The organism is Zobellella aerophila, assembly GCF_039539325.1.
GTDB classification, from domain to species: domain Bacteria; phylum Pseudomonadota; class Gammaproteobacteria; order Enterobacterales; family Aeromonadaceae; genus Oceanimonas; species Oceanimonas aerophila.
Map to the genome: position 1 here is coordinate 78833 of NZ_BAABCX010000003.1, position 22468 is coordinate 101300.

Here is a 22468-nt window from a genome sequence, read left to right on the forward strand (position 1 = left end):
GGCATGGAGCTGAGTGAAGATCGGCTGCGACTCTGCCTGCGGGTTGCCATCGGCAGTACCGCCGGCATGCTGCTGGCCAAGGGGATGAACTGGAACTTCGGGGTGTTCTTTACCGTCTACCCCATGTTGCTGCTGGGCATGGTGCCGGTGCTCAACCGTTTGGTGGCGTTGCAGTTTATCGGCTCGTCCCTGCTTACTTCCCTGGAGATCATGCTCCTGCCCGGGCTGCTGAGCCACTGGCCGCCGGCCTATACGGTGGCGGTGTTCGTGTTGTTCCTGGCGCGCTTCTTTTTAATGGCCAAGGGGCCGCTGATGCTGTTCGGGGCCACGGGCTGCGTCAGCCTCAGTATCATGCTGCACTTTGCCAGCTATCGGCAGTTCGATCTGATGGATATGGCGATGAGCAATATCACCGCCTCGGTGCTGGCGGTGGCGGTGGCCTATCTGCTCTATGCCCTGCTGCCCAATACCGAGCCACCCCAGGCGCGGGCCTTGCCGGAGAAGGGCGCCAGCCTGATCCGCCACCAGGCGCTGTTGGGAGCCATAGTGGCGACCTTGAGTTTCGTGGTCTTCCAGACGGTGGATCTGGCCGACTCGTTGTCGGCTCAGGTGGCCACCGTGCTCGTCCTGTTCCCCATGAGCTTTGCCGGGTCGGTACAGTCGGGCCGGCAGCGCTGCACAGGTACCCTGCTGGGTTGTGGTCTGGGCATGCTGTTCCAGCTGCTGCTCTATGACCATTACCATCACTTGTTGTTGCTGATGCCGGCGTTCTGGGTTTGCGCCATGCTGTTTGCCCGTGTGCACGCCAAGGAGGGCTTGCCCGGGGTCGGTTTCGCGGGATTGACCACCATAGGTATTCTGTTTGGTCAGTATGTCACGCCGGAGCACGATCTGGTGTACAGCGCCCTGTACCGGATGAGTTCACTGACGGTGGCCGTACTGCTGACCCTGTGCTGCGTCTATCTGGTGCACAGGCTGCTGAACCTGTTTCCCGCCACCAGGTGCTGTGAGCGGGAAGTGTTTAAGCCTGCCAGCCCGGCTGTTTGAATTGACGAAGAGAAAGGCAACAGGGCACCTCCGCCGATAAGCCGCAAGCGGCGGTATCCAAGGCTCGGACCAAAGAAAAGGGCCCGGTTTCCCGGGCCCTTTGACTTCCAGCTTCCAGCCTGTGGCTGTTGGCTTTATACGGAATAGTACAGATCGAATTCCAGCGGATGAACAGCCATGTTGATCATCTCGGCTTCCTTGCGCTTGTACTTGATGTAGGAGTCGATCAGGTCGTCGGTGAACACGCCGCCACGGGTCAGGAACTCGCGATCCTTGTCCAGGCAGTCCAGGGCGTTGTCCAGAGAAACGGCCACGGTCGGGATCTCGGCGGCTTCTTCCGGCGGCAGGTCGTACAGATCCTTGTCCATGGCATCGCCCGGGTGGATCTTGTTCTGGATACCGTCCAGGCCGGCCATCAGCAGCGCGGCGAAGCACAGGTAAGGGTTGGCGGCCGGATCCGGGAAGCGGGTCTCGATGCGACGGGCCTTGGGTGAGCTGACCAGCGGGATACGGATGGAAGCGGAACGGTTACGGGCGGAGTAGGCCAGCATCACCGGGGCTTCGAAGCCGGGCACCAGACGCTTGTAGGAGTTGGTGGACGGGTTGGTGATGGCGTTCAGGGCACGGGCGTGCTTGATGATACCGCCGATGTAGAACAGCGCCATTTCTGACAGGCCGCCGTACAGGTCGCCGGAGAACAGGTTTTCACCGTTCTTGGCCAGGGACTGGTGCACGTGCATGCCTGAGCCGTTGTCGCCTACCAGCGGCTTGGGCATGAAGGTCGCGGTCTTGTTGAACGCGTGGGCGACGTTGTGAACGACGTACTTGTAGATCTGGATCTCGTCCGCTTTCAGGGTCAGGGTATTGAATTTACAAGCAATTTCATTCTGACCTGCGGTGGCCACCTCATGGTGGTGGGCTTCAACCACCAGACCCATTTCTTCCATGATCAGACACATGGCGGAGCGGATGTCGTGGGAGGAGTCAACCGGGGCAACCGGGAAATAACCACCTTTCACGCCGGGCCTGTGGCCCTTGTTGCCTTCTTCGTAGTCGCGGCCAGAGTTCCATTTGGCTTCCACATCGTCGATCTTGAAGAAGCTGCCGGACATGTCGGTGCTGAAGCGCACGTCATCGAACATGAAGAATTCGGGTTCCGGGCCGATCAGCACGGTGTCGGCGATGCCGGTGGATACCAGGTATTCTTCGGCGCGGCGGGCGATGGAGCGCGGGTCACGGTCGTAACCCTGCATGGTGCTGGGCTCGAGCACGTCGCAGCGGATGTTCAGGGTGGCATCTTCGGTGAAGGGGTCCATCACCGCGGTAGAGGCGTCAGGCATCAGCACCATGTCAGACTCATGGATGGTTTTCCAGGCGGTCATGGAAGAACCATCGAACATCTTGCCGTCTTCGAAGAAATCTTCATTGATCTGGTTGACCGGCAAGGTAACGTGCTGCTCTTTACCTTTGATATCGGTAAAACGCAGATCGATGAATTTGACATCGTGTTCTTTGATCATAGCCATTACGTTTTCAGCTGACATCTGTGTCGACCTCCAAAATTAATTATCCTAGGGTCTGATGAGCAAATTCATCAGTTGCCAAAATATAAAGCGAAAACCATGCCAGATCGTCAACCCGTTGTCACACAGGGATTTTAACCTCAGGCACAGGCCAGAATATGCCGGCATTGCACCACTGTGGTGCATTCCTGGATCTTTTTGGTGCAAATGCCCGCTGGCAATGGCCATCATGGTGCATTCTGGCCCGCTTGAACAGTCGTTGCACAGTAATTTTCAAATCTGCTAGGCAGATCATCGGTGGCCGAGTAAAATGACCGACCATTTTTTATCCACCCCGGTATTTTTGAGGCAGGAATGTTAGACAACTTACGTAATATCGCCATCATTGCCCACGTTGACCATGGCAAGACCACCCTGGTAGACAAGCTGCTGCAGCAGTCAGGCACGCTGGAGTCACGCGGTGAAGCCGAAGAGCGGGTCATGGACTCCAACGATATAGAGCGGGAGCGCGGCATTACCATTCTTGCCAAGAACACCGCCATTCGCTGGACTTCTCCCGAAGGCCAGGACTACCGCATCAACATCGTGGACACCCCGGGCCATGCCGACTTCGGTGGCGAAGTCGAGCGGGTCATGTCCATGGTAGACTCGGTGCTGCTGCTGGTCGATGCCCAGGAAGGTCCCATGCCGCAAACCCGCTTCGTGACCCAGAAGGCGTTTGCCCAGGGCCTGAAGCCGATCGTGGTGATCAACAAGGTGGACAAGCCCGGTGCCCGTCCCGACTGGGTAATGGACCAGGTGTTCGATTTGTTCGACAACCTGGGCGCCACCGATGACCAGCTGGACTTCCAGGTGGTCTACGCTTCCGGCCTGAACGGCTGGGCTTCTCTCGACGCCGATACCCCGGCCGAGGACATGACCGCCCTGTTCCAGACCATAGTGGATCAGGTGCCGGTACCCGATGCCGACATCGAAGGCCCCCTGCAGATGCAGATCTCCCAGCTCGATTACTCCTCCTATGTGGGTGTTATCGGCGTCGGCCGTATCAAGCGCGGTACCGTCAAGGTGAACCAGCAGGTTACCGTGATCGGTGCCGACGGCAAGACCCGTAACGGCAAGATTGGCCAGGTCATGGGTTACCTGGGCCTCAAGCGCCATGAAGTCACCGAAGGCAATGCCGGCGATATCGTGGCCATCACCGGCCTGGGCGAGCTGAAGATCTCCGATACCGTCTGTGCCCAGGGCGCGGTAGAAGCCCTGCCGCCGCTGTCGGTCGATGAACCGACTGTGACCATGACCTTCCAGGTTAATACCTCACCCTTCGCCGGCCAGGACGGCAAGTACGTCACCTCCCGTAATATCCTCGAGCGCCTGACCCAGGAGCTGGTGCACAACGTGGCCCTGCGCGTGGAAGAAACTGGTGATCCCGATAAGTTCCGCGTTTCCGGCCGGGGCGAGCTGCACCTGGGGATCCTGATCGAGAACATGCGTCGCGAAGGCTTCGAATTGGCGGTGTCCCGTCCCGAGGTTATCCTGAAGGAAGAAGACGGCGTCAAGATGGAGCCCTTCGAAACTCTGACCGTGGACGTGGAAGAAAACAGCCAGGGTTCGGTGATGGAAAAACTGGGCGAGCGCAAGGCCGAAATGACCAACATGGTTCCGGATGGCAAGGGTCGGGTGCGTATCGACTTTATGGTTCCTGCCCGTGGCCTGATCGGTTTCCAGACCGAGTTCATGACCATGACTTCCGGCTCCGGCCTGATGTACCACACCTTCGATCATTATGGTCCGCATAAGGGCGGCAACATCGGCCAGCGTAACAACGGTGTGCTGATCTCCAACGGCAAGGGCAAGGCCCTTGCCTATGCCCTGTTCAACCTGCAGGAGCGTGGCCGTCTGTTTATCGAGCATGCCACCGAGGTGTACGAAGGCATGGTGATCGGTATCCACAACCGTTCCAACGACCTGACCGTCAACTGTCTGAAAGGCAAGCAGCTGACCAACATCCGTGCCGCCGGTACTGATGAAGCGCTGACCCTGGTGCCGCCGATCAAGATGACCCTGGAGCAGGCGCTGGAATTCATCGATGACGATGAACTGGTGGAAGTCACTCCCAACCATATCCGTATCCGCAAGCGTCTGCTGACCGAGAACGATCGCAAACGCGCCGGTCGTGCATAAGCCGATAGGCAAGTTGGATGCAAACAAGGGCGCTTCGGCGCCCTTTTTTATGGTGGCGGGTCCGGGCTCAAGCCTTGAGATGGCGGATAAAGGCCTCGGACTCGCGGATGGATTTATCCATGTCCTGCAGCAGCCGGCCGACATCGCGTTGCAGGCTGTCCACCTCGCCCCGCAGGGCACCGATGGCGGCGGCGTTCAGGTTGTGCTTGAGATACAGCATATTGTCCCTGAGGGTCGCCAGTACCGGTTCCATGGTCCCCTCGGCCCGGCGCATGGCGGCCAGCAGCTGGCGATAACGCTCCCGGGTGCTGCCAAGCTTGGCGGCGCTGTCCCGGCGCAGGCTGGCACTGCTGTATTGCTTCAACTCGTTTTCCCATTCCTTGAACAAGGCACCGGCAACGTCGTCCACCGCTTCGATCCGTGCACTGACCTCCCGGGCGGCGGTCGCGCTGTGCTCATAGGCGGAGCGGGTCTGCTCATAGGCCTGCTCCAGCTCGCCGCCCCGAAAGCCGGTGAGTTCCTTCATCCGGGTCAGGGCATCCTTAAACTCGGCCTGGGCTTGCTGTTGGGCGTCGCGGGCCGCGGTTACCCGGGTGACCAGAATGTCCCGTTTATGCACCCCCACCTGTTCCATGGCGTCGTAATAGACACTGGAGCAGCCGGCCGGTAACAGGGCGAGCAACACGGGGCAAAACAGAAACAGGACCCTTTTCATCGGTATTATCCTTAATCAAGCCGCTTATTCGTCAAGATTAACATATATCCAACTGGAACTTAGACGGCGTAATTTGTCAGAATAGGCCAGAGCAGCGCAGCCGGAGTCCTTATGAGTACGTTTTTTGCCCGCCTCGGGCATCGCCTGAGCTTTATTCAGCACCACGGTACCGATTATGGCCGCTTCTTGCTTAAACGAGTCAGCCAGGATCGGCTGACGGTGACCGCTGGTTACCTGGCCTATATCACCCTGCTGTCGCTGGTGCCCCTGGTCTCCGTGGTGTTCGCCATGATGTCGGCGTTCCCTATGTTTGCCGAGTTGAGGGATAGCCTGCAGAACTTTGTTTTTGCTAACTTTGTGCCGACCGCCGGTGAGGTGGTCAAGCAGCATATCCAGGGCTTTGTGGACAATGCCACCGGCATGACCGCGATAGGGGTGACGGCCCTGGCGGTGACCGCCATGATGCTGATCTCCACCATAGAGCAGAGCTTCAACCATATCTGGCGGGTCACCAACAAACGGCGCTGGTCGGTGGCTTTTTCCACCTACTGGATGATCCTGACCCTGGGGCCGATACTGGTGGGGACCAGCCTGGCGGTGAGTTCCTATGTGATCTCGCTGGGTATCTTTGAGGGCGAAAGTTTCTTCGGTGTCGGCGCCTTGTTGCTGCATCTGCTGCCGTTTCTGCTGTCGACCCTGATGTTTTTGGTGTTTTACATGGTGGTGCCCAATACCCGGGTGCGCTTCGGGCATGCCATCTGTGGCGCCCTGGTGGCCGCCCTGTTGTTCGAACTGGCCAAGCGGGCGTTCGCTTTCTACATCACCCAGTTTCCCTCCTACCAGGTGATTTACGGCGCCCTGGCGGCCATACCCATACTGTTTGTCTGGGTATATGTCAGCTGGCTGGTGGCGTTGCTGGGGGCTGAATTGACTGCCAGCCTGGGTGACTATGAACGCAGCCACGGGCTAAGCTTTAGGGAAAATGAAGAACAATCAGCGAAGGATGGGCCTTGATGCGTGTTTTATATCCGGCGATTGCCGAGAATCACAGCCGCTGGCTGGCGGTATCCGACCGTCACCGGCTCTATGTGGAAGAAAGCGGTAATCCGCTGGGTATTCCGGTGGTGCTGGTCCATGGTGGCCCGGGGGCCGGAACCAGTCCGGAACACAGGCGTTTTTTCGATCCGCAGCTGTATCGAATCATACTGTTCGATCAGCGTGGCGCGGGCCGCTCCGAGCCTCACGCGGAGCTGGCCGACAACCATACCCAGGCGCTGGTGGAGGATATGGAAGCCATCCGCGGCGAACTGGGCATAGAGCGCTGGCTGGTGTTTGGCGGCTCCTGGGGCTCTACCCTGGCGCTCTGTTATGCCCTCGCCCATACCGACCGGGTACTGGGGCTGGTGTTGCGGGGCCTGTTTCTGGGCAGGGAGCAGGATCTGCATTGGCTGTATCAGCCCGACGGCGGGGCAGCCCAGTTGTTTCCCGATTATTACCGGGATTTCCTGGCGCCCCTGGACGGCGATGCCCGACACCTGCTGAGTCATTATTACCGGCTGCTGACCAGTAACGATGAGCTGGCCCGGCTGCAGGCCGCCCGGGCCTGGGCCATCTGGGAAGGGCGTATCTCCACCCTCTTGCCCAGGCTCGATGCCGAACAATATTACGGCGAAACCCACAGCGCCCTGGCGTTGGCCAGGATAGAATGCCATTACTTTGTAAATCATTGTTTTTTCGTAGAAAATCATATCATCCGTAATATAGAAAAGATTCGCCACCTGCCGGCTGTGCTGGTCCATGGCCGTTATGACGTCATCTGCAAGCCGGCCGGGGCCCTGAGCCTGAGCGACCATTGGCCCGAGCTGGAGCTGCAAATCGTGCCCAATGCCGGTCATTCCGCCTTTGAACCGGGTATGATAGATGCTTTGGTTAAAGCCACGGATACCATGGCGCGGGAGTTGGCACACGCATGATTGCATTGATCCAGAGAGTGACCCGGGCGTCGGTGACCGTCGCGGGAGAGCAGGTGGGGGCCATAGGGCCCGGCCTGTTGGTGTTGTTGGGTGTTGAGCGGGAAGACGACAAGCCCAAGGCCGATAAGCTGCTCAACAAGGTATTGGGCTACCGGGTGTTTACCGACCCGGCGGGCAAGATGAACCTCAACCTGAAGCAGGCCGGCGGCGAGCTGCTGGTGGTGTCCCAGTTTACCCTGGCGGCGGATACCAACAGCGGCTTGCGGCCCAGCTTTTCGCGGGGAGCCAGTCCGGCGGACGCCGAGCGCTGGTACGATTACTTCGTCATGGCGGCCCGCGATCAGGGGGTCCGGACCGAGACCGGCCGCTTCGCCGCCGAGATGCAGGTGTCCCTCAATAACGACGGCCCGGTAACCTTCTGGTTACAGGTATAATTCCCCGCCTTAATTGCACTCTGCCGGCACTCGCGGCAAGATGGGTACTGACAAACCAAACAGGAGCAGACCATGTACCGGGTGGTCACCCCGCAAACGGACGCGGAACTGGAAGCCTATTACCAGCTGCGCTGGCAGTTGCTGCGCAAACCCTGGCAGCAACCCAAGGGTTCTGAACGCGATGAATTTGACGAATATGCCCTCCATCGCATGATGGTGGACGATGACGGCAGGCTGGCCGCCATCGGACGTCTGTATGTGAGCGGGGACGAGGCCCAGATCCGCTTTATGGCGGTGGTACCCGATTGCCGCGATAAGGGCCTGGGCACGCAAATGGTGCAGGCACTGGAGCAGGTCGCCCGTCAGCAAGGGGTACGCCGGCTAGTAATGAATGCCCGGGAAGAAGCCGTGGCCTTCTACAGCCGCTGCGGTTTTACCGTGGTGGGGGAAGGCCCGATCAGCTTCGGCAAGATCCCCCATCGGCAGATGATCAAGACCTTGGCGCCCATCCACCAGATCAGTCATAGGCCCGAATTATGTGACGAACTACAACGGCTGTGGCACAGGCGCATCCCCATCAGCGACAAGATGGGGGTCAAGATCATTCAGTACACGGGCTCCAGGTTTAAAACCAAGGCCAACCTCAATGCCAACCTCAACCTGCATGAGTCCATGTTTGCCGGCAGTATCTACAGCCAGTGCGTGTTGACCGGCTGGGGGCTGATCTGGCTGCAGATGCAGGAGTTCGGCGTTACCGGCGACATAGTGCAGGGCCATGGTGAAATCAAGTACCTGACACCGGTATGGGACGAGCCCACAGCCGAGGTCCAGGGGCGGCTGCGGGAGCAGCTGATGCCGCTGAAGCGGGGCGAAAGGGTCAAGATTGAGCTGGATGTAACCCTCTATAGCGGCGAAACCAAGGGCGCCCGGTTCAGCGGCCGTTACGTGATACTGCCGCAATAAACCTTTTTGCAATCAGGGAGCTATAAATCAGGCTCCCTATTCCTTATTCCTTATTCCTTATTCCTTATTCCTTATTCCCCGGGCTCAGCGCCCCCTTCAGCCGTCCCGGAATCCCGGCGGCGGGATAGGGTACGGGTCCCCGATACCAGGCCTTACAGGGCTCGGCCAGGGGCGGCTGATAGAGGCTGAGGGAGGGGGTTTGCCAGCCTCCGCCGAGGCGGATGGCCAGCTCGCGACAGCCACTGTCGTTGATGGCACCCAGTTCAAGCTGCCAGCCACCGGCCAGATCCAGCTCGCCGCGGATGGCAAGCAGGTGGCGCACCGTCTGCAGGGCGCTGCCGGTCAGCCGCCAGCGTCCCCGGTTGATGGGGCCGGCCAGCTCTGCCTGGTGGATAAAGGCACTGCCCCCGGTCAGCGCCATGGCGGCCAGCAGGGGGTCCACCTGCCTGGGGGAGGGATACTGTTCCTGCAGCCTGTCCCTCAGCCAGGCGTCCAGGTTGAACTGCTCGATAAAAATATCCTGGCCGGACAGCGCCAGCTGCCCCTGCCAGCCGGGAATATCTCCAGGCGTCCCCGCCAGCCGGCCACTGATATCCAGCTTGCCGGAGAAATCCTGGTCGGTCCGCAGCCAGCGACTGATCCGGCTTAAATCGAGCTGGTGGCCGTTGAGTTCAAGCTCGGCCAGGTAAGGAGGGAAGACGGCCATGCTGCCATGGGCACTCAGCTGACCGTCCAGCAGCTGGCCGCTCAGTTGGTCCAGATAAAGGCGGGTATCGGTCAGCCGCGCCGCGACGCTGGTCTGGCGGGCGATCAGGCTGTCATAGGCCAGCTCAAACCAATTGCTGTCCAGCCGTGCCTGTTCGGTCAACGGCCGCCACTGATCCCCGGCCCAGGCCAGGTCGGTGACGAACAGCTGCCAGCCGTGGATCGACAGGGGCAGCGCCGGATCGGCCGACAGCAGCTCGCCCTGGCTCAGGTTCAGCTTGTGGATGCGAATGTCCGGCAGCGGCCAGCGCAGTTCGGGCAGCCATGCCAGCTTGGTGTTCAACAGCTGCAGCTTGTCTATATCCAGCCGGCCCTGCTCCGGATACCAGCCCAGTTCCGCATCGACACTGCCTTGATAGGCCTTGCCCTGCAGGCTCAGGCCCAGGCGCTCCCGGCTGCCGAGCAGCTGACCCCTGTGCTGACCCAACCGGAGCCAGTCGAGAACGGCTTCTTCCGCCTGCCATTGACCGCGCATCTCGGGTAGACCCTCTTCCTGCCATTCTCCGTACCTCAGGGTACCGCTGACGCCGTTGGCGGTCAGGGCCGGAAAGTTCAGGCTGAGATCGCTGAAGCTGGCCCGGTTGACAAAGATTTTCCAGTCCGGTGCCAGGCTGGGCAGACGGGAAAACTGCAGCCGGTTGTGGCTGAATTGGGGGCCGGTCAGTGTCAGCTCCCGCGCGGGCCATTTCAGGCTCAGCTGGCTGTCGAACAGGCCGTCATAGAGGCGGCTCTGCAGCTTGTTCAGGGTGAGTTGCTGCCCGCGGATATTGCCTTCCAGCTCGATCTGGGAGGCTTCCAGCAGGGGATGGGACAGCTCGCCGGCGGTGCCCGATACCATGAGCGGAGACCACAGCTGCCACCGACCGTCCTTCCTCGGCTGCCAGCCGCTCAGATGGAGATTGATATCATGCGCCTGCCAGTCGGCCAGGGTCAGCGACAGGTTGTCGGTATTCAGTTCCTGGATCTGTACATTGGCCAGGTTGGCGGGTAAGGCGACCTCGGTGGCCCGATCCAGGGCGATATAGGGGTCTATCAGATCGACCAGCTTCACGCTGACCCTGCCTGAGCGAGGCGACAGCTCGGCCAGCTCCAGATAGACCTCTTTGGCGCTGAACCAGTCGCCCAAGCGCACATCCTTGGCCAGCAAGGTGTAGGGATGCAGGGGGTTGAAGTCGAGGCTGCCGACCTCCAGGGCCAGCTCGGTCTGTTGGTTCAGCCAGGACAGCACCGGCTTTTTCAGCCTGTTGGCATCGAAAAAGCCCAGCAGCAGCCAGCCGGCGACCAGCAGCAGCAACACCAGCACCAGCAAAAAACCGCCCAGCTTCTTCATGCATCATCCCTTTTAAATCCATGACTTAGCCATCATACCCGGCTTGGGGTAATGCGCAAACCAGCGGTCACCGAAAACGGGGTTAACAGGCCTTGATGCCGGCCGTTGGCCCCAGGGAAGGCGTGTGCGAGTCGGCACGAGGGCGGTCAATTCCGTGATGGCCGCTCACACCTTGCCGTAATGATCGCGCAGCCCCAGCCAGCGGCGGATCAGCGGTGCCACCACCTGGGGGTGCCGGTCCGCCAGGTAACGGGCCAGCCGCTGGACTTCGGGCAGCAGGTGCTGATCCCGCACCAGATCGGCAATCTTCAGGTCGGCCAGGCCGGTCTGGCGGGTGCCGAGCAGCTCGCCCGGGCCGCGGATTTCCAGATCCTTCTGGGCGATGACGAAGCCGTCGGCGGTATCCCGCAATACCCCCAGCCGCTGGCCGGCGGTTTTCGACAGGGGCGCGTGGTAGAGCAGCACACAGTGGGAGGCGGCGGCGCCCCGACCGACCCGGCCACGCAGCTGGTGCAGCTGGGCTAGCCCCAGCCGCTCCGGGTTCTCGATGATCATCAGCGAGGCGTTGGGCACATCCACCCCCACCTCGATCACGGTCGTGGCCACCAGCAGGTCCAGCCTGCCGTCCTTGAAGTCGGCCATCACGGCCTGTTTATCCGCCGCCTTCATCCGGCCGTGGACCAGGCCCACCTTCAGCTCGGGCAATTGCTGTAGCAATTGGGCGGCCGTGTCTTCCGCCGCCTGGCATTCCAGCACCTCCGACTCTTCGATCAGGGTGCACACCCAGTAGGCCTGCCGGCCCTGTTCCCGGCACACCTCTCGCACCCGGGCAATCACCTGCTCGCGGCGGGTATCCGGGATGGCGACCGTGGTCACCGGGCTGCGCCCCGGTGGCAGCTCGTCGATGATCGAGGTGTCCAGATCCGCATAGGCGGTCATCGCCAGGGTGCGGGGTATGGGGGTGGCGGTCATGATCAGCTGATGGGGATAGACCTCGCCCTGGCTGCCCTTCTCCCGCAGCGCCAAGCGCTGATGGACGCCGAACCTGTGTTGCTCGTCGATGATCACCAGTTCGAGGGCGTTAAACACCACCTGTTCCTGAAACAGGGCATGGGTGCCCACCACCATCGCCAGCTCGCCGCTGGCGATCCTGGCCAGCTGCTCGGTGCGGGCCTTGCCCTTGACCTTGCCCGCCAGCCAGCCGACCTCTATGCCCAGCGGCTTGAGCCAGGCGGAAAAGTTGGCCGCATGCTGTTCGGCCAGCAGTTCGGTGGGGGCCATCAGAGCCACCTGAGCCTGATTGCCGATCACCTGCAGCGCCGCCAGGGCCGCCACCAGGGTCTTGCCCGAGCCCACGTCGCCCTGTACCAGCCGCATCATGGGCACCGGCTTGTGCAGATCCCGGCCGATCTCGGCCACTACCCGCGACTGGGCGCCGGTCGGTTCGAAGGGCAGCCGGGCCAGGAAGTCGTCTATCAGGGACCGGGGGCTGGGCAGGGGGCGGGCGGCATGGGCCTGGCTCTGCTCGCGCACCTGTAGCACCGACAGGTTTTGGGCCAGCAGCTCTTCCATGATCAGCCGGGTCTGGGCCGGATGGCTGCCCAGCTCCAGCTGTTCCAACGCCACATCGGGCGGTGGCCGGTGCAGCAGGCGAACCGCCTGGTTCAGGCCGAGCTGATGGGGATAGAGGCCATCGGGCAGCCATTCCTGCAGCGGCTGCTGTTCCAGCAGGGTCAGCGCCTGCTCGGTCAGCTGGCGCAGGCTCAGCTGACGCAACCCCTCGGTGGTGCCGTAGACGGGGGTCAGGCTGGCCTCGGCCGACACGGGTTCGTCGGCACCGAGCAGGCTGTATTCGGGATGGATTATTTCCAGGCCATGATGGCCGGGGCGAACCTCGCCGAAGGCCCGTATCCGGGTACCGGCGGTCAGGCTGTTTTTCTGGGCGGCGGCGAAGTTGAAGAAACGCAGGGTGAGCGAGCCGCTGTGATCCTGCATCCGACAGGTGAGCATGCGCTTGCGGCCGAAGACCAGGCGGTTGTCGGTGATCTCGCCCACCACTGTTACGTGCATACCGGGTATCAGCCCGGCGATGGGGTAGACCCGGGTCCTGTCTTCGTAGCGCAGGGGCAGATGGAACAAGAGATCCTGCACCGTTTCCAGACCCAGACGGTGCAGTTTTTCCAGCATCTTATCACCCACGCCCTTGAGCAGGCTGAGGGACATCTTGTCCAGATTCATAGCGGCCCTACACTGTAAATATTTACAGAGGATAGCAAAGCCGGGTTCAAAATGGGACTGGGGACTGGGGACTGGGGACTGGGGACTGGGGATTGGGGATTGGGGATTGGGGATTTTCCTGTCCCCAATCCCCGGTCTCAAGTCCCCGTCTCAGAGCAGCCGTTTCAGCAGTACATTGGCGCGGGTGCGCTGGACGCGTTTCAGCAGTTTCTGTACTGCCTGAGGATAGTCATCCAGCTCTTCTATCTCGCTGAAATGTTCGATGCGCTGGCAATGGGCCAGGATATTTTCCCGCTCCGCCTCGAAACGGGGCTTAAGCAACAGCTCAGGATCCTGCACCAGCAGGCCGTTTTCCAGATCCAGGCCCCAGGCACGGGGGTTGAGGTTGTTGCCGGTGATCATCGCCAGGTCGTCATCGACGAAGAGCCCTTTGAGGTGGTAGGAGTTACGCTCGTGGCGCCAGAGCATGATATTGAGATGACCCTGGTAGATAAAGGTCTGATTGGCGCGGGCGAAGCGGCGCAGGTTGGATTCGTAAAGATAGGGCAGGCCGCCAATGGTACGAAAGCTCTCTTCCGGCGCGATATAGAAGTCGTTGGCGGTTTTATCGCCGAGTACCAGGGTGACCTCGATCCCCTTCTTCAGCAGGTTGCGGATATCCCGGGCCAACGGCTTGGGCAGGTTGAAATAGGGGGTGCAGACAAACAGCCGCTGGCGGGTGCCCCGCACCAGGGTGCGGATGGTACGGTTCAGCCGGTTGCCGCGTTTGCCCAGGCCGGCCAGCGGGGTGATGCACACCTGTCCCGGGTTGCGGGGGGTGTCGCGAAACTGGTACTGGGTGCGGCGCAGCGCCTGCTTGAACAGGCGGATTTCGTTGCGCAGCTGGCGGGCCCGGGGGATATCCGCCCGGGTCAAGGGGGGCACCGCCGGGTTATCGATAAACAGCTCGCGGACATAGTTGACCATGGTCTGGGCCAGCTGGGGATGGGTTATCTGGTGGTAGCGATCGAAGCGGTACCTGTCCTGCTGGTGCAGATAGATATCGTTCAGGCTGGCGCCGGAATAGAGCAGGGTGTCGTCGAAGATAAAGCCCTTGAGGTGCAGTACCCCCAGGATTTCCCGGCCCTTGACCGGCACCCCGTGGATGGCTATCTGTTGCGGGTAGCGGGCGGCGAATTCCTGATACATCAGGTGGTTGCCGCCTTGCCCCTGATGGCCGATCAGGCCCCGCTGGGCCCGGTGGAAGTCGACGAACAGGCGGATATCCAGGGCCGGGTTGGCCTGTTTGGCCTCATAGAGGGCGGTGAGGATTTCCCGGCCGGCCTGGTCATCCTGCAGGTACAGGGAGACCAGGTAGATGCGGGTTTGGGCCCGGCTGATCAGTTCCAGCAACCGCTGCTTGAATGCCCTGGCAGAATGGAGCACCTGCACCTGATCGGCGTCGACCGCCAGCTTGGGCATGCGTTCGAGCAATTTTCTGTAGTAATTCGCTAGCTGCATAGATAACCCTGAAGAAGATAGGTTGCCGTTTAAGACCATACCCAAACGACAAAATTCGGGGGCAGTGTACCGAATTTATCGGAAGGGCGGCAAATTGCCGCCCGGGTCTTACAGCGGCCTGGTCGCCTGCTTCAGCCAGTCCAGCTCTTCCCCGTCCAGCTGCGGGCTGACTTTTTCCCATACCTGCCGGTGGTAGTCGTCGAGCCAGGCGATGTGCTTGGGCTCGAGCCAGGTTGGATCGATCAGCCGGCGGTCGAAGGGCACGAAGGTCAGGGTTTCCAGCTCGAACACCGGGATGTCGCCGTCGGTGGCGGCGGGCTGCACCACCACCAGATTTTCACAGCGGATGCCGAAGGCATCCTCCCGGTAATAGCCGGGTTCGTTGGACACTATCATGCCGGTGGTCAGCGGTACCATGCTGCCTTTGGGCGAGATCCGCTGGGGACCTTCATGCACGCTGAGGAAGTGGCCGACCCCGTGGCCGGTGCCGTGATCGAAGTTATAGCCCTGCTGCCACAGGGGCATGCGCGCCAGGGCGTCGAGCTGCAGGCCGCCGGTACCGGCGGGGAAGCGGGCCTGGGCCAGATCGATATGGCCCCGCAGCACCAGGGTGAACAGCTTGCGCATGTCGTCGTCGGGCCGGCCGACCGCCACGGTACGGGTAATGTCGGTGGTGCCGTCCAGATACTGGCCGCCGGAGTCGACCAGGTAGATGGCATCCTGGCCCAGGCGGCGGGGCACGCCATTGACATGATGGTAGTGGCACATGGCGGCGTTGGGCCCCAGGGCCGAGATGGTGCTGAAACTGGGCTCGACAAACTCCGGGCTCTGCCGGCGGCAGGCCGCGAGCCGATCGGCCAGGGTCCCTTCGTCTTCCTGTTCGGGATTGGGTTCGGCCAGCCGGCGGTCGAGCCAGGCCAGGAAGCGGCATACGGCGGCGCCATCGCGCAGATGGGCGGCGCGGCTGCCGTGCACTTCGACCGGATTCTTGCAGGCCTTGAGCAGCATGCAGGGATCGTCCCCGTAGATCAGCTCGGCTCCGGCCCGGCTCAGCACCAGGGCGCTCCAGGCGTTGGCGGTGCTGGGGTCCAACTGGACCCGGGCACCCTGCCGGCCCAACTCGGTCAGCGCCTGTTCCAGGGCATCCATGGGCGCCAGGGTCACGTCCTGGCCGCAGTGGGCCTGCAGCTCCAGATCGGTGAATTTGTCCGGGTCGGCAAACAGCTGTACCCGGCCGTCCCGGTGCAGCAGGGCGAAGCTGAGCACCACCGGCAGGCAGGGGATGTCCCGGCCACGAATATTGAGTAGCCAGTTGATCGGCTCCGCCTGGGTCAGCAACTGGGCGTCTATGTTGCCGGCGGCCAGGGTTTCGGCAATGCGGTGGCGTTTGGCCTCGCTATGCTGGCCGCTGTACTCCTGGCTGAGCAGGCTGGCGGGATGGTGGCCGGGGGCGGGCCTGTCATGCCAGAGCCGGTCGATGGGATTGTGACTCATGGGCACCAGGTTGATCCCCTGGTCCGCCAGCCTGGCATCCGCATCCTGATACCATTTCTGGCTGTGCAGCCGGGGGTCGAAGCCGACCCGGGCACCGCCCTCGAGCCGTTCGGCCAGCCAGTCCAGGTAGGGTTCGTTGATCAGGTGGTGGAATGCAAACAGCGTCGGGTCGCACTGGTGGCGCACCTGCACCGTGTAGCGGCCGTCGACAAAGATGGCCGCCTGTTCGGCCAGCACCACGGCGGCCCCGGCCGAACCGTTGAAACCGCTGATCCAGTCCAGCCGCTCGGCGTAGGGGGGAATGTATTCACCCAGGTGTTCGTCGTCATGGGGAATAATAAAGGCATCCAGGCCCTGTTGCTGCAGGCGCTGGCGCAGATCGGCAAGACGGTTGGCGTGCATCATAAAGCTTCCTTAGCGAGAATTGAGCGGTTGTTTAATGGACTGACCCGCCGATTCGATATGCGGTTTCAGCAGGGCCGCGGCTTCGAACTTGCGGCGCTGGCGGCACAGCTGCGACAGCCGGCTATATTCCCGCTCGGCGGTGATGATGCCCTGGCGGGAGTGGAGCAGTTCCGGCTGAATATACCGGTCGCAGCCAGGGTCGAGCTGCTCGACCGGCGCCAGGGCAAGCAGGTATTCAACTACCGGCGGGGTCAGGGTTTTATGGAGAGCCCGGCTCATCTGAGATCGTATAGGGTCTTGGTTCTGGTCACTCTACTCCGCCTTACGACCCTTGGCAAACGGGCGCGAGGCCCGTACCGGCCCCCTGATCTGCTGGATCAGCAGGGCCGCCACTATCATCAGCAGGCCCACCAGGGTGGCGGTATAGATTTCTTCGCCCACCAGCAGGCGCAGCAGCAGCAGGGAGGCGAAGGGCGCGATGAAGATCAGGTTGGAGATGCGCGCCGTGTTCTCCGCGTGTTTCATGGCCATCAGCCACATCACGAAGGCGAAGCCCATCTCGAACAGCCCCACATAGACGGCGCCGACCCAGCCCTGCCAGGCGCTGAGGTTAAAATCCGACCAGATGGCGGTGGCCAGGGCAATCACCGGCAATGCCAGCATAAAGCTCAGGGTCAGCGCCACCACCGGATCCCCCTGGTTGCGGGTGTTGAGGATCCAGTAACCGGCCCAGATCAGGGTGGAGATCAGCGCCAGGGCTACGCCTATCGGGTCTTCAAAATCCAGGCTGAGCAGGTCGCCTCTGGTGGCGATCACCATGGCGCCCAGGTAGCCGAGCACGATGGCAACCCAGTCCTGCCTGCGTATCCTCTGACCCAGGAAGGGCACCGCCAGCAGGGTCAGGGTGATGGCCCAGGTGTAGTTCAGGGTCTGTGCCTGCTGGGCCGGCAGCCGGTCATAGGCCTGGAACAGGATCAGGTAATAGAGCGCCGGGTTGAGCAGGCCCAGCAGCAGGTAGAAACCGGGACGGGCCCGCAGGTAGGTGCCGAGCAGGGCCAGCTTGCCCTGCCGGACGAGCAGCCCCAGCAGCACCAGGATCGAGCTGGCGGTGGCCACCAGCAACAGCTGGGGTGGGGAAAAATAGTTCAGCGACAGCTTGAAGGCGGTCGCCACCGTCGACCAGCAGGCGACCGCCCCCAGTCCGAACAGATAGGCTTTCTTTTGATCTTTCATTGTGGTTATCGACCCGGGCACAGAATGGGCCAGTGTAGGAAGCTCAGTGACGGGGAGCAAGGGCCCGCTCATTCCAATTCCTCGAAGGGCCGCCGCTTTTCCTTTTCCAGCACCAGGCTTTCCAGGGTGGACACCCGTTCGTGCAGACGCCGGTTTTCTGCCTCCAGGGCATTCAGCCTGGCCTCCAGGTCGGCCCGGGAGCGTCCGTGATTGATGAACAGGAACAGCAGCAGGCTGGCACTGGCGAGCAGGAGTATCCACATCAGCATAAGGGCCCGCCTTTAGGTCACAAGATGATTCTATGGCTGTTTGAACAAACTAACCCATGTGTCTTGTGGAATATAGACCCGCTTGCATGGGGATGAGTATAACGGGCATAGATAAGAGAATTTGTGCTTATGGTCCATGTTCATTGATCTGGCTAACCGTTACAGTGAGCGGACGTTAAGGATTGATGACGAAGCCTATGCATAACTCATTCGGTTTTGATCTGCGGGCACTGGAAGTGTTCATCCAGATAGTGGACGGCGGCAATATGACGGCGGCGGCGGAACGCCTGGGCATGACCCAGTCATCCATTTCCCAGAGCCTGGCCAACCTGGAAAAGAACCTGGACACCCAGCTGTTGGATCGCTCGGTGCGCCCCATAGAGATCACCCGGGCGGGGCGTTTTTTCTACGATAAGGCCTGCCAGCTGTTGCAGGAGGCCAGGACCACCAGCCAGGCCATGCAAAAGGGCCGTTTCGACAAGCTGCGCCATGTGCGCATCGCCTTGGTGGATTCGCTGGCCACCGCCGTGGGCAAGCCGCTGGCGGATGCGGTCAAACGCCACACCGAGCAGTGGTCGATGACCACAGGCCTGTCCCATATGCATGGTGAAGCCCTGCTCTCCCGCACCGTGGATATCATCATTTCCGATGATGCGCTGATGGATTATCCCGAGTTGAGCCGGTTTCGTATCCTGCGCGAGCCTTTCATGCTGGTGTTGCCCAAGAGCTTTACCGGCGAAGTCAAACAGCTGGAGCCGCTGATCAAGCAGCTGGATTTTGTCCGCTATCCCGCCCATTCCCTGATCGGGCAGCGTATCGAGCGCAACCTCCGCTACCGCCGCACCGGCTGGTGATGGACAACAGCTATGCGGTCTCATCCATGGTGGCTGCCGGCCTGGGCTGGACCATCACCACCCCCCTGTGCCTGTTCCAAAGCGGGATCTGGTTGTCCCAGGTACGCTGCCTGCCGCTCCCCGGGGGCAGTTTCTACCGAAATCTGACCCTGCTGACCCGCAAGCACGAACTGCATGAGTTGCCTCAGGTGATCGCCAACGACATCCGCCACATCCTGACCAGCGAGTATTTATCGGAGGTAACCAGGCACCTGCCCTGGGTAAGGGACATGATTGAAATAGGCGAGTTGTCTCATTGATACCCAAGGGAAGACTGCCATTGATGGATGCTCCCAGGCGGAGCCCCATGGGTTCCCTCGTGTCCCGTCGCAGGCTCCTGGTTTGCCTGACGATGTCATCCCGTCCTGCTCCGGGGAATGGTGGCACAAGGAGAATAACCGAGAGTGGATTTTATCATCTTGAAATATAAGCACTATTTATAAAACTTATACTGCTTCTGCAATAAAAAGTGATGCTTGTTGAGATGTTCTCAATGAGCTTTAGACTGGTTCCGACGACTAAAGACACGCAAGGAATGCTGGAGCTCGTCGGTTCGATGTCTGCCTGTCTTTTACCCAACAAACACACCACAAAGGATGAAGGTGAGTTATGTCTGAGTATGAAATGACCAAAACGGTGTCGTACGATTCCGTATCACAGGACTATCTGGAAAAACGCCAGTTGCAGAAGGGGGCCGCCGGCTGGATATTGCTGGCCGGCCTGGGGGTTTCCTATGTGATTTCCGGCGACTTCGCCGGCTGGAACTTCGGCTTGAGCCAGGGCGGCTTCGGCGGCATGTTGGTGGCGACCATACTGATGGCGGCCATGTATATCTGCATGGTACTGGGGCTGGCGGAACTGTCTTCTTCCTTGCCCACCGCCGGTGGCGGTTACAGCTTCGCCCGGCGCGCCTTCGGTCCCTGGGGCGGCTACCTGACCGGCACCGCCATCCTGCTCGAATATGCCATCGCCCCCGCCGCCATCGCCATCTTTATCGGCGGCTACGTCAATGAGCTGTTCGGCTGGGACGGTCCGCTGGTGTATGCCCTGTTCTACACTGTGTTCGTGGGCATCCATTTGTGGGGGGCCGGCGAAGCGTTGAAAATCATGTTTGCCATTACCGCCCTGGCGGCGGTGGCCATACTGGTGTTTATCCTCGGCCTGCTGCCCCATTTCCAGTGGGACAACCTGTTCAATATCGCCGTCAATTCCGCCGCCATCGGTGCGTCAGATTTCCTGCCCCAGGGCTATATGGGCATCTGGGCCGCCCTGCCTTTTGCCATGTGGTTGTTCCTCGCGGTGGAAGGGGTGCCGCTGGCGGCAGAGGAAGCCGGCGATCCGGCCAGGGACATGCCGAGGGGCATCATCACCGCCATGGTGATCCTGCTGGTGTTCGGCGGTTGTGTGCTGTTGCTGGCGCCCGGCGCCGCCGGAGCCGAGCTGATCCAGTCTCATGGCGCGCCGCTGGTGGGTGCCTTGCAGGCGGTGTATGGCAGCGATTCGCAACTGGCGTCCTTTGTTAACCTAGTCGGTCTGGCCGGTCTGATCGCCAGCTTCTTCTCCATCATCTATGCCTATTCCCGCCAGGTGTTCGCCCTGTCCCGGGCCGGTTACCTGCCCCGCTTCCTGTCGCTGACCAGCAAGCGCAAGGTGCCGGCCCTGGCGCTGATTGTCCCGGGCGTGATCGGCTTTATGCTGTCCCTGAGCGGGGAAGGAGACCTGATGATCACCATGGCGGTGTTCGGCGCCACCCTCTCCTACGCCATGATGATGCTGGCCCATATCGTGCTACGCCTGCGTGAGCCCGGGCTGGCCCGCCCGTACAGGACGCCGGGCGGCATACTGACCACCGGCATAGCCCTGATCCTGGCGGTGGCGGCCTTTATCTCCACCTTCCTGGTGAGCCTGGAGGCGGCCCTCTGGTCGGCCCTCTTCTACGCGCTGATGGTCGGTTACTTCTTTTTCTATAGTCGTAAACGCCTGGTCGCCCAGGCTCCGGAAGAGGAATTCGCGGCCATCGCCCAGGCGGAAGCAGAACTGCAATAACCATAATTCAGGCCCGGTGTGGCCGGGCCGACAGGCGGCCAGAGTGAATTTGGCGCGACACTGACAAGGAACCAAGGTGACAATATGTTAGACCCAAGACAGGTAACCAATGCCGAACAGGCCCGCCAGATCGTCGAAGAGCGCGGCCTCACCCATGTCAAGGTGGGCATTTTCGACCAGGACGGTGTCTTGCTCGGCAAGTACATGAGAAAGGACAAGTTCTTCTCGGCCCTGGAAGGCGGCTTCGCCTTCTGCAGCGTGGTGCTGGGCTGGGATTCCAAGGATCAGCTCTACGACAACGTCAAGTACACCGGCTGGCATAACGGCTACCCCGACGCCGAGGTGCGCATCCTGCCCCATACCTGCCGCGAGCTGCCGCTGGAAGACAATATGCTGTTGTTCCTGTGCGAATTTACGGGGTAGGCCGAGGCCATTTGCCCGCGGGGCACCCTCAGGCGGGTGCTGGAGATGGCCGACAACATGGGCCTGAATGCCAAGGCGGCCCTGGAATATGAATTCTTCATGTTCAAGGAGACCCCCGAGTCGGTGCGCCAGAAAGGCTATCGTAACCTGGAGCCGCTGACCCCCGACTGGTTCGGTTATTCGGTGCTGCGCAACTCGGTGCATGCGGAGCTGTATCACCAGATCATGGGGCTGGGAGAAAGCATGGACTTCCCTTTGGAGGGCATCCATACCGAAACCGGCCCGGGGGTCATAGAGGCGGCCATCGCCGTGGATGACGCGGAAAGCGCCGCCGACAAGGGCGCCCTGTTCAAGACCTTTATGAAGGTGCTGGCCCAGCGCAACAACCTGATGGCCACCTTTATGGCCAAGTGGTCCAATAAGTACCCGGGCCAGAGCGGCCACATCCATATCTCCCTCTACGACGGCCAGGGCAACAACGTCTTCTTCGACCCGGGCCAGGAGCACAACATCAGCCAGGCTCAACGCCACTTTATCGCCGGGCAACAGCAGCTGATGCCGGAATTCCTGGCCATGCTGGCCCCGACGGTAAACAGCTATAGCCGGCTGATCCCCGGGTTCTGGGCGCCCACCGAGGCCACCTGGGGGGTGGAAAACCGCACCACGGCGTTGCGGGTCATCCCCGGCAGCAACAAGAGCCAGCGGGTGGAATACCGTCTGGGTTCGGCCGATGCCAATCCCTACCTGGCGCTGGCGGCAGCGCTGGCGGCGGGTTTGTATGGCATCAAACACCAGTTGGAGCCTGCGGCCGAAGTCCAGGGTAATGCTTATGCCCTGCAGCATCCGGAGCATCTCCAGCTGCCCCGCACCCTGTGGGAATCGGCCCAGCGGCTGAAGCAGTCGGAGGCGGCACGGGAGATGTTCGGCAATGACTTCGTCGAGCATTTCGCCGCCACCCGGGAGTGGGAGGAACGGGAGTTCCGCAAACACATTACCGATTGGGAAATGGATCGTTATTTCGAAATTATCTAATTGA

20 protein-coding genes are annotated in these 22468 nt (G+C 61.1%); 11 read left to right on the top strand and 9 right to left on the bottom strand.

Annotation, left to right across the window (positions count from 1 at the left end; genetic code table 11):
- The first annotated feature begins 3 nt into the window (after window positions 1-3).
- Window positions 4-1047, top strand: a complete 1044-nt coding sequence (locus tag ABD806_RS11880) for a DUF2955 domain-containing protein (RefSeq protein WP_344958227.1) — start codon at window positions 4-6, stop codon at window positions 1045-1047.
- Window positions 1048-1181: 134 nt separating this feature from the next.
- Here the strand turns inward: ABD806_RS11880 and glnA are convergent, their stop codons facing one another.
- A complete protein-coding gene (gene glnA, locus ABD806_RS11885; RefSeq protein WP_344958229.1) occupies window positions 1182-2591 on the bottom strand; it encodes a glutamate--ammonia ligase in 1410 nt (469 codons plus the stop codon).
- 333 nt (window positions 2592-2924) lie between these two features.
- On the opposite strand from glnA, the gene typA reads away from it, so the two are divergent.
- Window positions 2925-4751 carry a translational GTPase TypA gene (gene typA, locus ABD806_RS11890; protein WP_344958231.1) on the top strand — a complete coding sequence of 609 codons (1827 nt, stop codon included), beginning with the start codon at window positions 2925-2927 and terminating at the stop codon, window positions 4749-4751.
- Between the two features lie 67 nt (window positions 4752-4818).
- On the opposite strand, the gene ABD806_RS11895 is transcribed toward typA, so the two are convergent.
- Window positions 4819-5466, bottom strand: coding sequence for a DUF2959 domain-containing protein (locus tag ABD806_RS11895; protein WP_344958233.1), 648 nt, complete (start codon window positions 5464-5466; stop codon window positions 4819-4821).
- 111 nt (window positions 5467-5577) lie between these two features.
- On the opposite strand from ABD806_RS11895, the gene ABD806_RS11900 reads away from it, so the two are divergent.
- The 4 genes from ABD806_RS11900 to ABD806_RS11915 all read left to right on the top strand — a co-directional run bounded on the left by ABD806_RS11900 (window position 5578) and on the right by ABD806_RS11915 (window position 8836).
- Window positions 5578-6480 carry a virulence factor BrkB family protein gene (locus ABD806_RS11900; RefSeq protein ID WP_344958235.1) on the top strand — a complete coding sequence of 301 codons (903 nt, stop codon included), beginning with the start codon at window positions 5578-5580 and terminating at the stop codon, window positions 6478-6480.
- On the top strand, window positions 6480-7439 hold the full coding sequence (pip, locus tag ABD806_RS11905; RefSeq protein WP_344958237.1) for a prolyl aminopeptidase: 960 nt from the start codon (window positions 6480-6482) through the stop codon (window positions 7437-7439). Before ABD806_RS11900 ends, pip begins: the two co-directional genes overlap by 1 nt.
- The gene (gene dtd, locus ABD806_RS11910) at window positions 7436-7873 is read left to right on the top strand and encodes a D-aminoacyl-tRNA deacylase (RefSeq protein WP_344958239.1); all 438 of its coding nucleotides are present in this window, start codon (window positions 7436-7438) and stop codon (window positions 7871-7873) included. Before pip ends, dtd begins: the two co-directional genes overlap by 4 nt.
- A gap of 72 nt (window positions 7874-7945) precedes the next feature.
- Window positions 7946-8836 carry a bifunctional GNAT family N-acetyltransferase/hotdog fold thioesterase gene (locus ABD806_RS11915; protein ID WP_344958241.1) on the top strand — a complete coding sequence of 297 codons (891 nt, stop codon included), beginning with the start codon at window positions 7946-7948 and terminating at the stop codon, window positions 8834-8836.
- Window positions 8837-8900: 64 nt separating this feature from the next.
- Here the strand turns inward: ABD806_RS11915 and ABD806_RS11920 are convergent, their stop codons facing one another.
- From ABD806_RS11920 to ABD806_RS11950, 7 genes are all read right to left on the bottom strand, one after another.
- A complete protein-coding gene (locus ABD806_RS11920; RefSeq protein ID WP_344958243.1) occupies window positions 8901-10931 on the bottom strand; it encodes an AsmA family protein in 2031 nt (676 codons plus the stop codon).
- A gap of 165 nt (window positions 10932-11096) precedes the next feature.
- Window positions 11097-13169, bottom strand: a complete 2073-nt coding sequence (recG, locus tag ABD806_RS11925) for an ATP-dependent DNA helicase RecG (protein WP_344958245.1) — start codon at window positions 13167-13169, stop codon at window positions 11097-11099.
- Between the two features lie 150 nt (window positions 13170-13319).
- A complete protein-coding gene (gene pssA / locus ABD806_RS11930; RefSeq protein ID WP_344958247.1) occupies window positions 13320-14669 on the bottom strand; it encodes a CDP-diacylglycerol--serine O-phosphatidyltransferase in 1350 nt (449 codons plus the stop codon).
- Between the two features lie 108 nt (window positions 14670-14777).
- Window positions 14778-16568, bottom strand: coding sequence for an aminopeptidase P family protein (locus ABD806_RS11935; protein ID WP_344958249.1), 1791 nt, complete (start codon window positions 16566-16568; stop codon window positions 14778-14780).
- A gap of 9 nt (window positions 16569-16577) precedes the next feature.
- Window positions 16578-16847 (bottom strand): hypothetical protein, encoded by a 270-nt coding sequence (locus ABD806_RS11940; RefSeq protein WP_344958251.1) that lies wholly within the window; start codon window positions 16845-16847, stop codon window positions 16578-16580.
- 33 nt (window positions 16848-16880) lie between these two features.
- Entirely contained in the window at window positions 16881-17801 is a 921-nt protein-coding gene (locus tag ABD806_RS11945) for a DMT family transporter (RefSeq protein ID WP_344958253.1), read from the bottom strand.
- A gap of 68 nt (window positions 17802-17869) precedes the next feature.
- Window positions 17870-18070, bottom strand: a complete 201-nt coding sequence (locus ABD806_RS11950) for a hypothetical protein (RefSeq protein WP_344958255.1) — start codon at window positions 18068-18070, stop codon at window positions 17870-17872.
- Between the two features lie 197 nt (window positions 18071-18267).
- Between ABD806_RS11950 and ABD806_RS11955 the strand changes: the two genes are divergently transcribed.
- From ABD806_RS11955 to ABD806_RS11975, 5 genes are all read left to right on the top strand, one after another.
- Window positions 18268-18924 (top strand): LysR family transcriptional regulator, encoded by a 657-nt coding sequence (locus ABD806_RS11955; protein ID WP_344958257.1) that lies wholly within the window; start codon window positions 18268-18270, stop codon window positions 18922-18924.
- The gene (locus ABD806_RS11960; RefSeq protein ID WP_344958259.1) at window positions 18924-19223 is read left to right on the top strand and encodes a hypothetical protein; all 300 of its coding nucleotides are present in this window, start codon (window positions 18924-18926) and stop codon (window positions 19221-19223) included. The genes ABD806_RS11955 and ABD806_RS11960 overlap by 1 nt, the downstream gene beginning before the upstream one ends.
- Before the next feature lie 349 nt (window positions 19224-19572).
- The gene (eat, locus tag ABD806_RS11965; RefSeq protein ID WP_344958261.1) at window positions 19573-21009 is read left to right on the top strand and encodes an ethanolamine permease; all 1437 of its coding nucleotides are present in this window, start codon (window positions 19573-19575) and stop codon (window positions 21007-21009) included.
- An 84-nt stretch (window positions 21010-21093) separates the two neighbouring features.
- Window positions 21094-21432, top strand: a complete 339-nt coding sequence (locus tag ABD806_RS11970) for a hypothetical protein (protein WP_344958263.1) — start codon at window positions 21094-21096, stop codon at window positions 21430-21432.
- 9 nt (window positions 21433-21441) lie between these two features.
- Entirely contained in the window at window positions 21442-22464 is a 1023-nt protein-coding gene (locus ABD806_RS11975; protein ID WP_344958880.1) for a glutamine synthetase family protein, read from the top strand.
- Window positions 22465-22468: the final 4 nt, after the last annotated feature.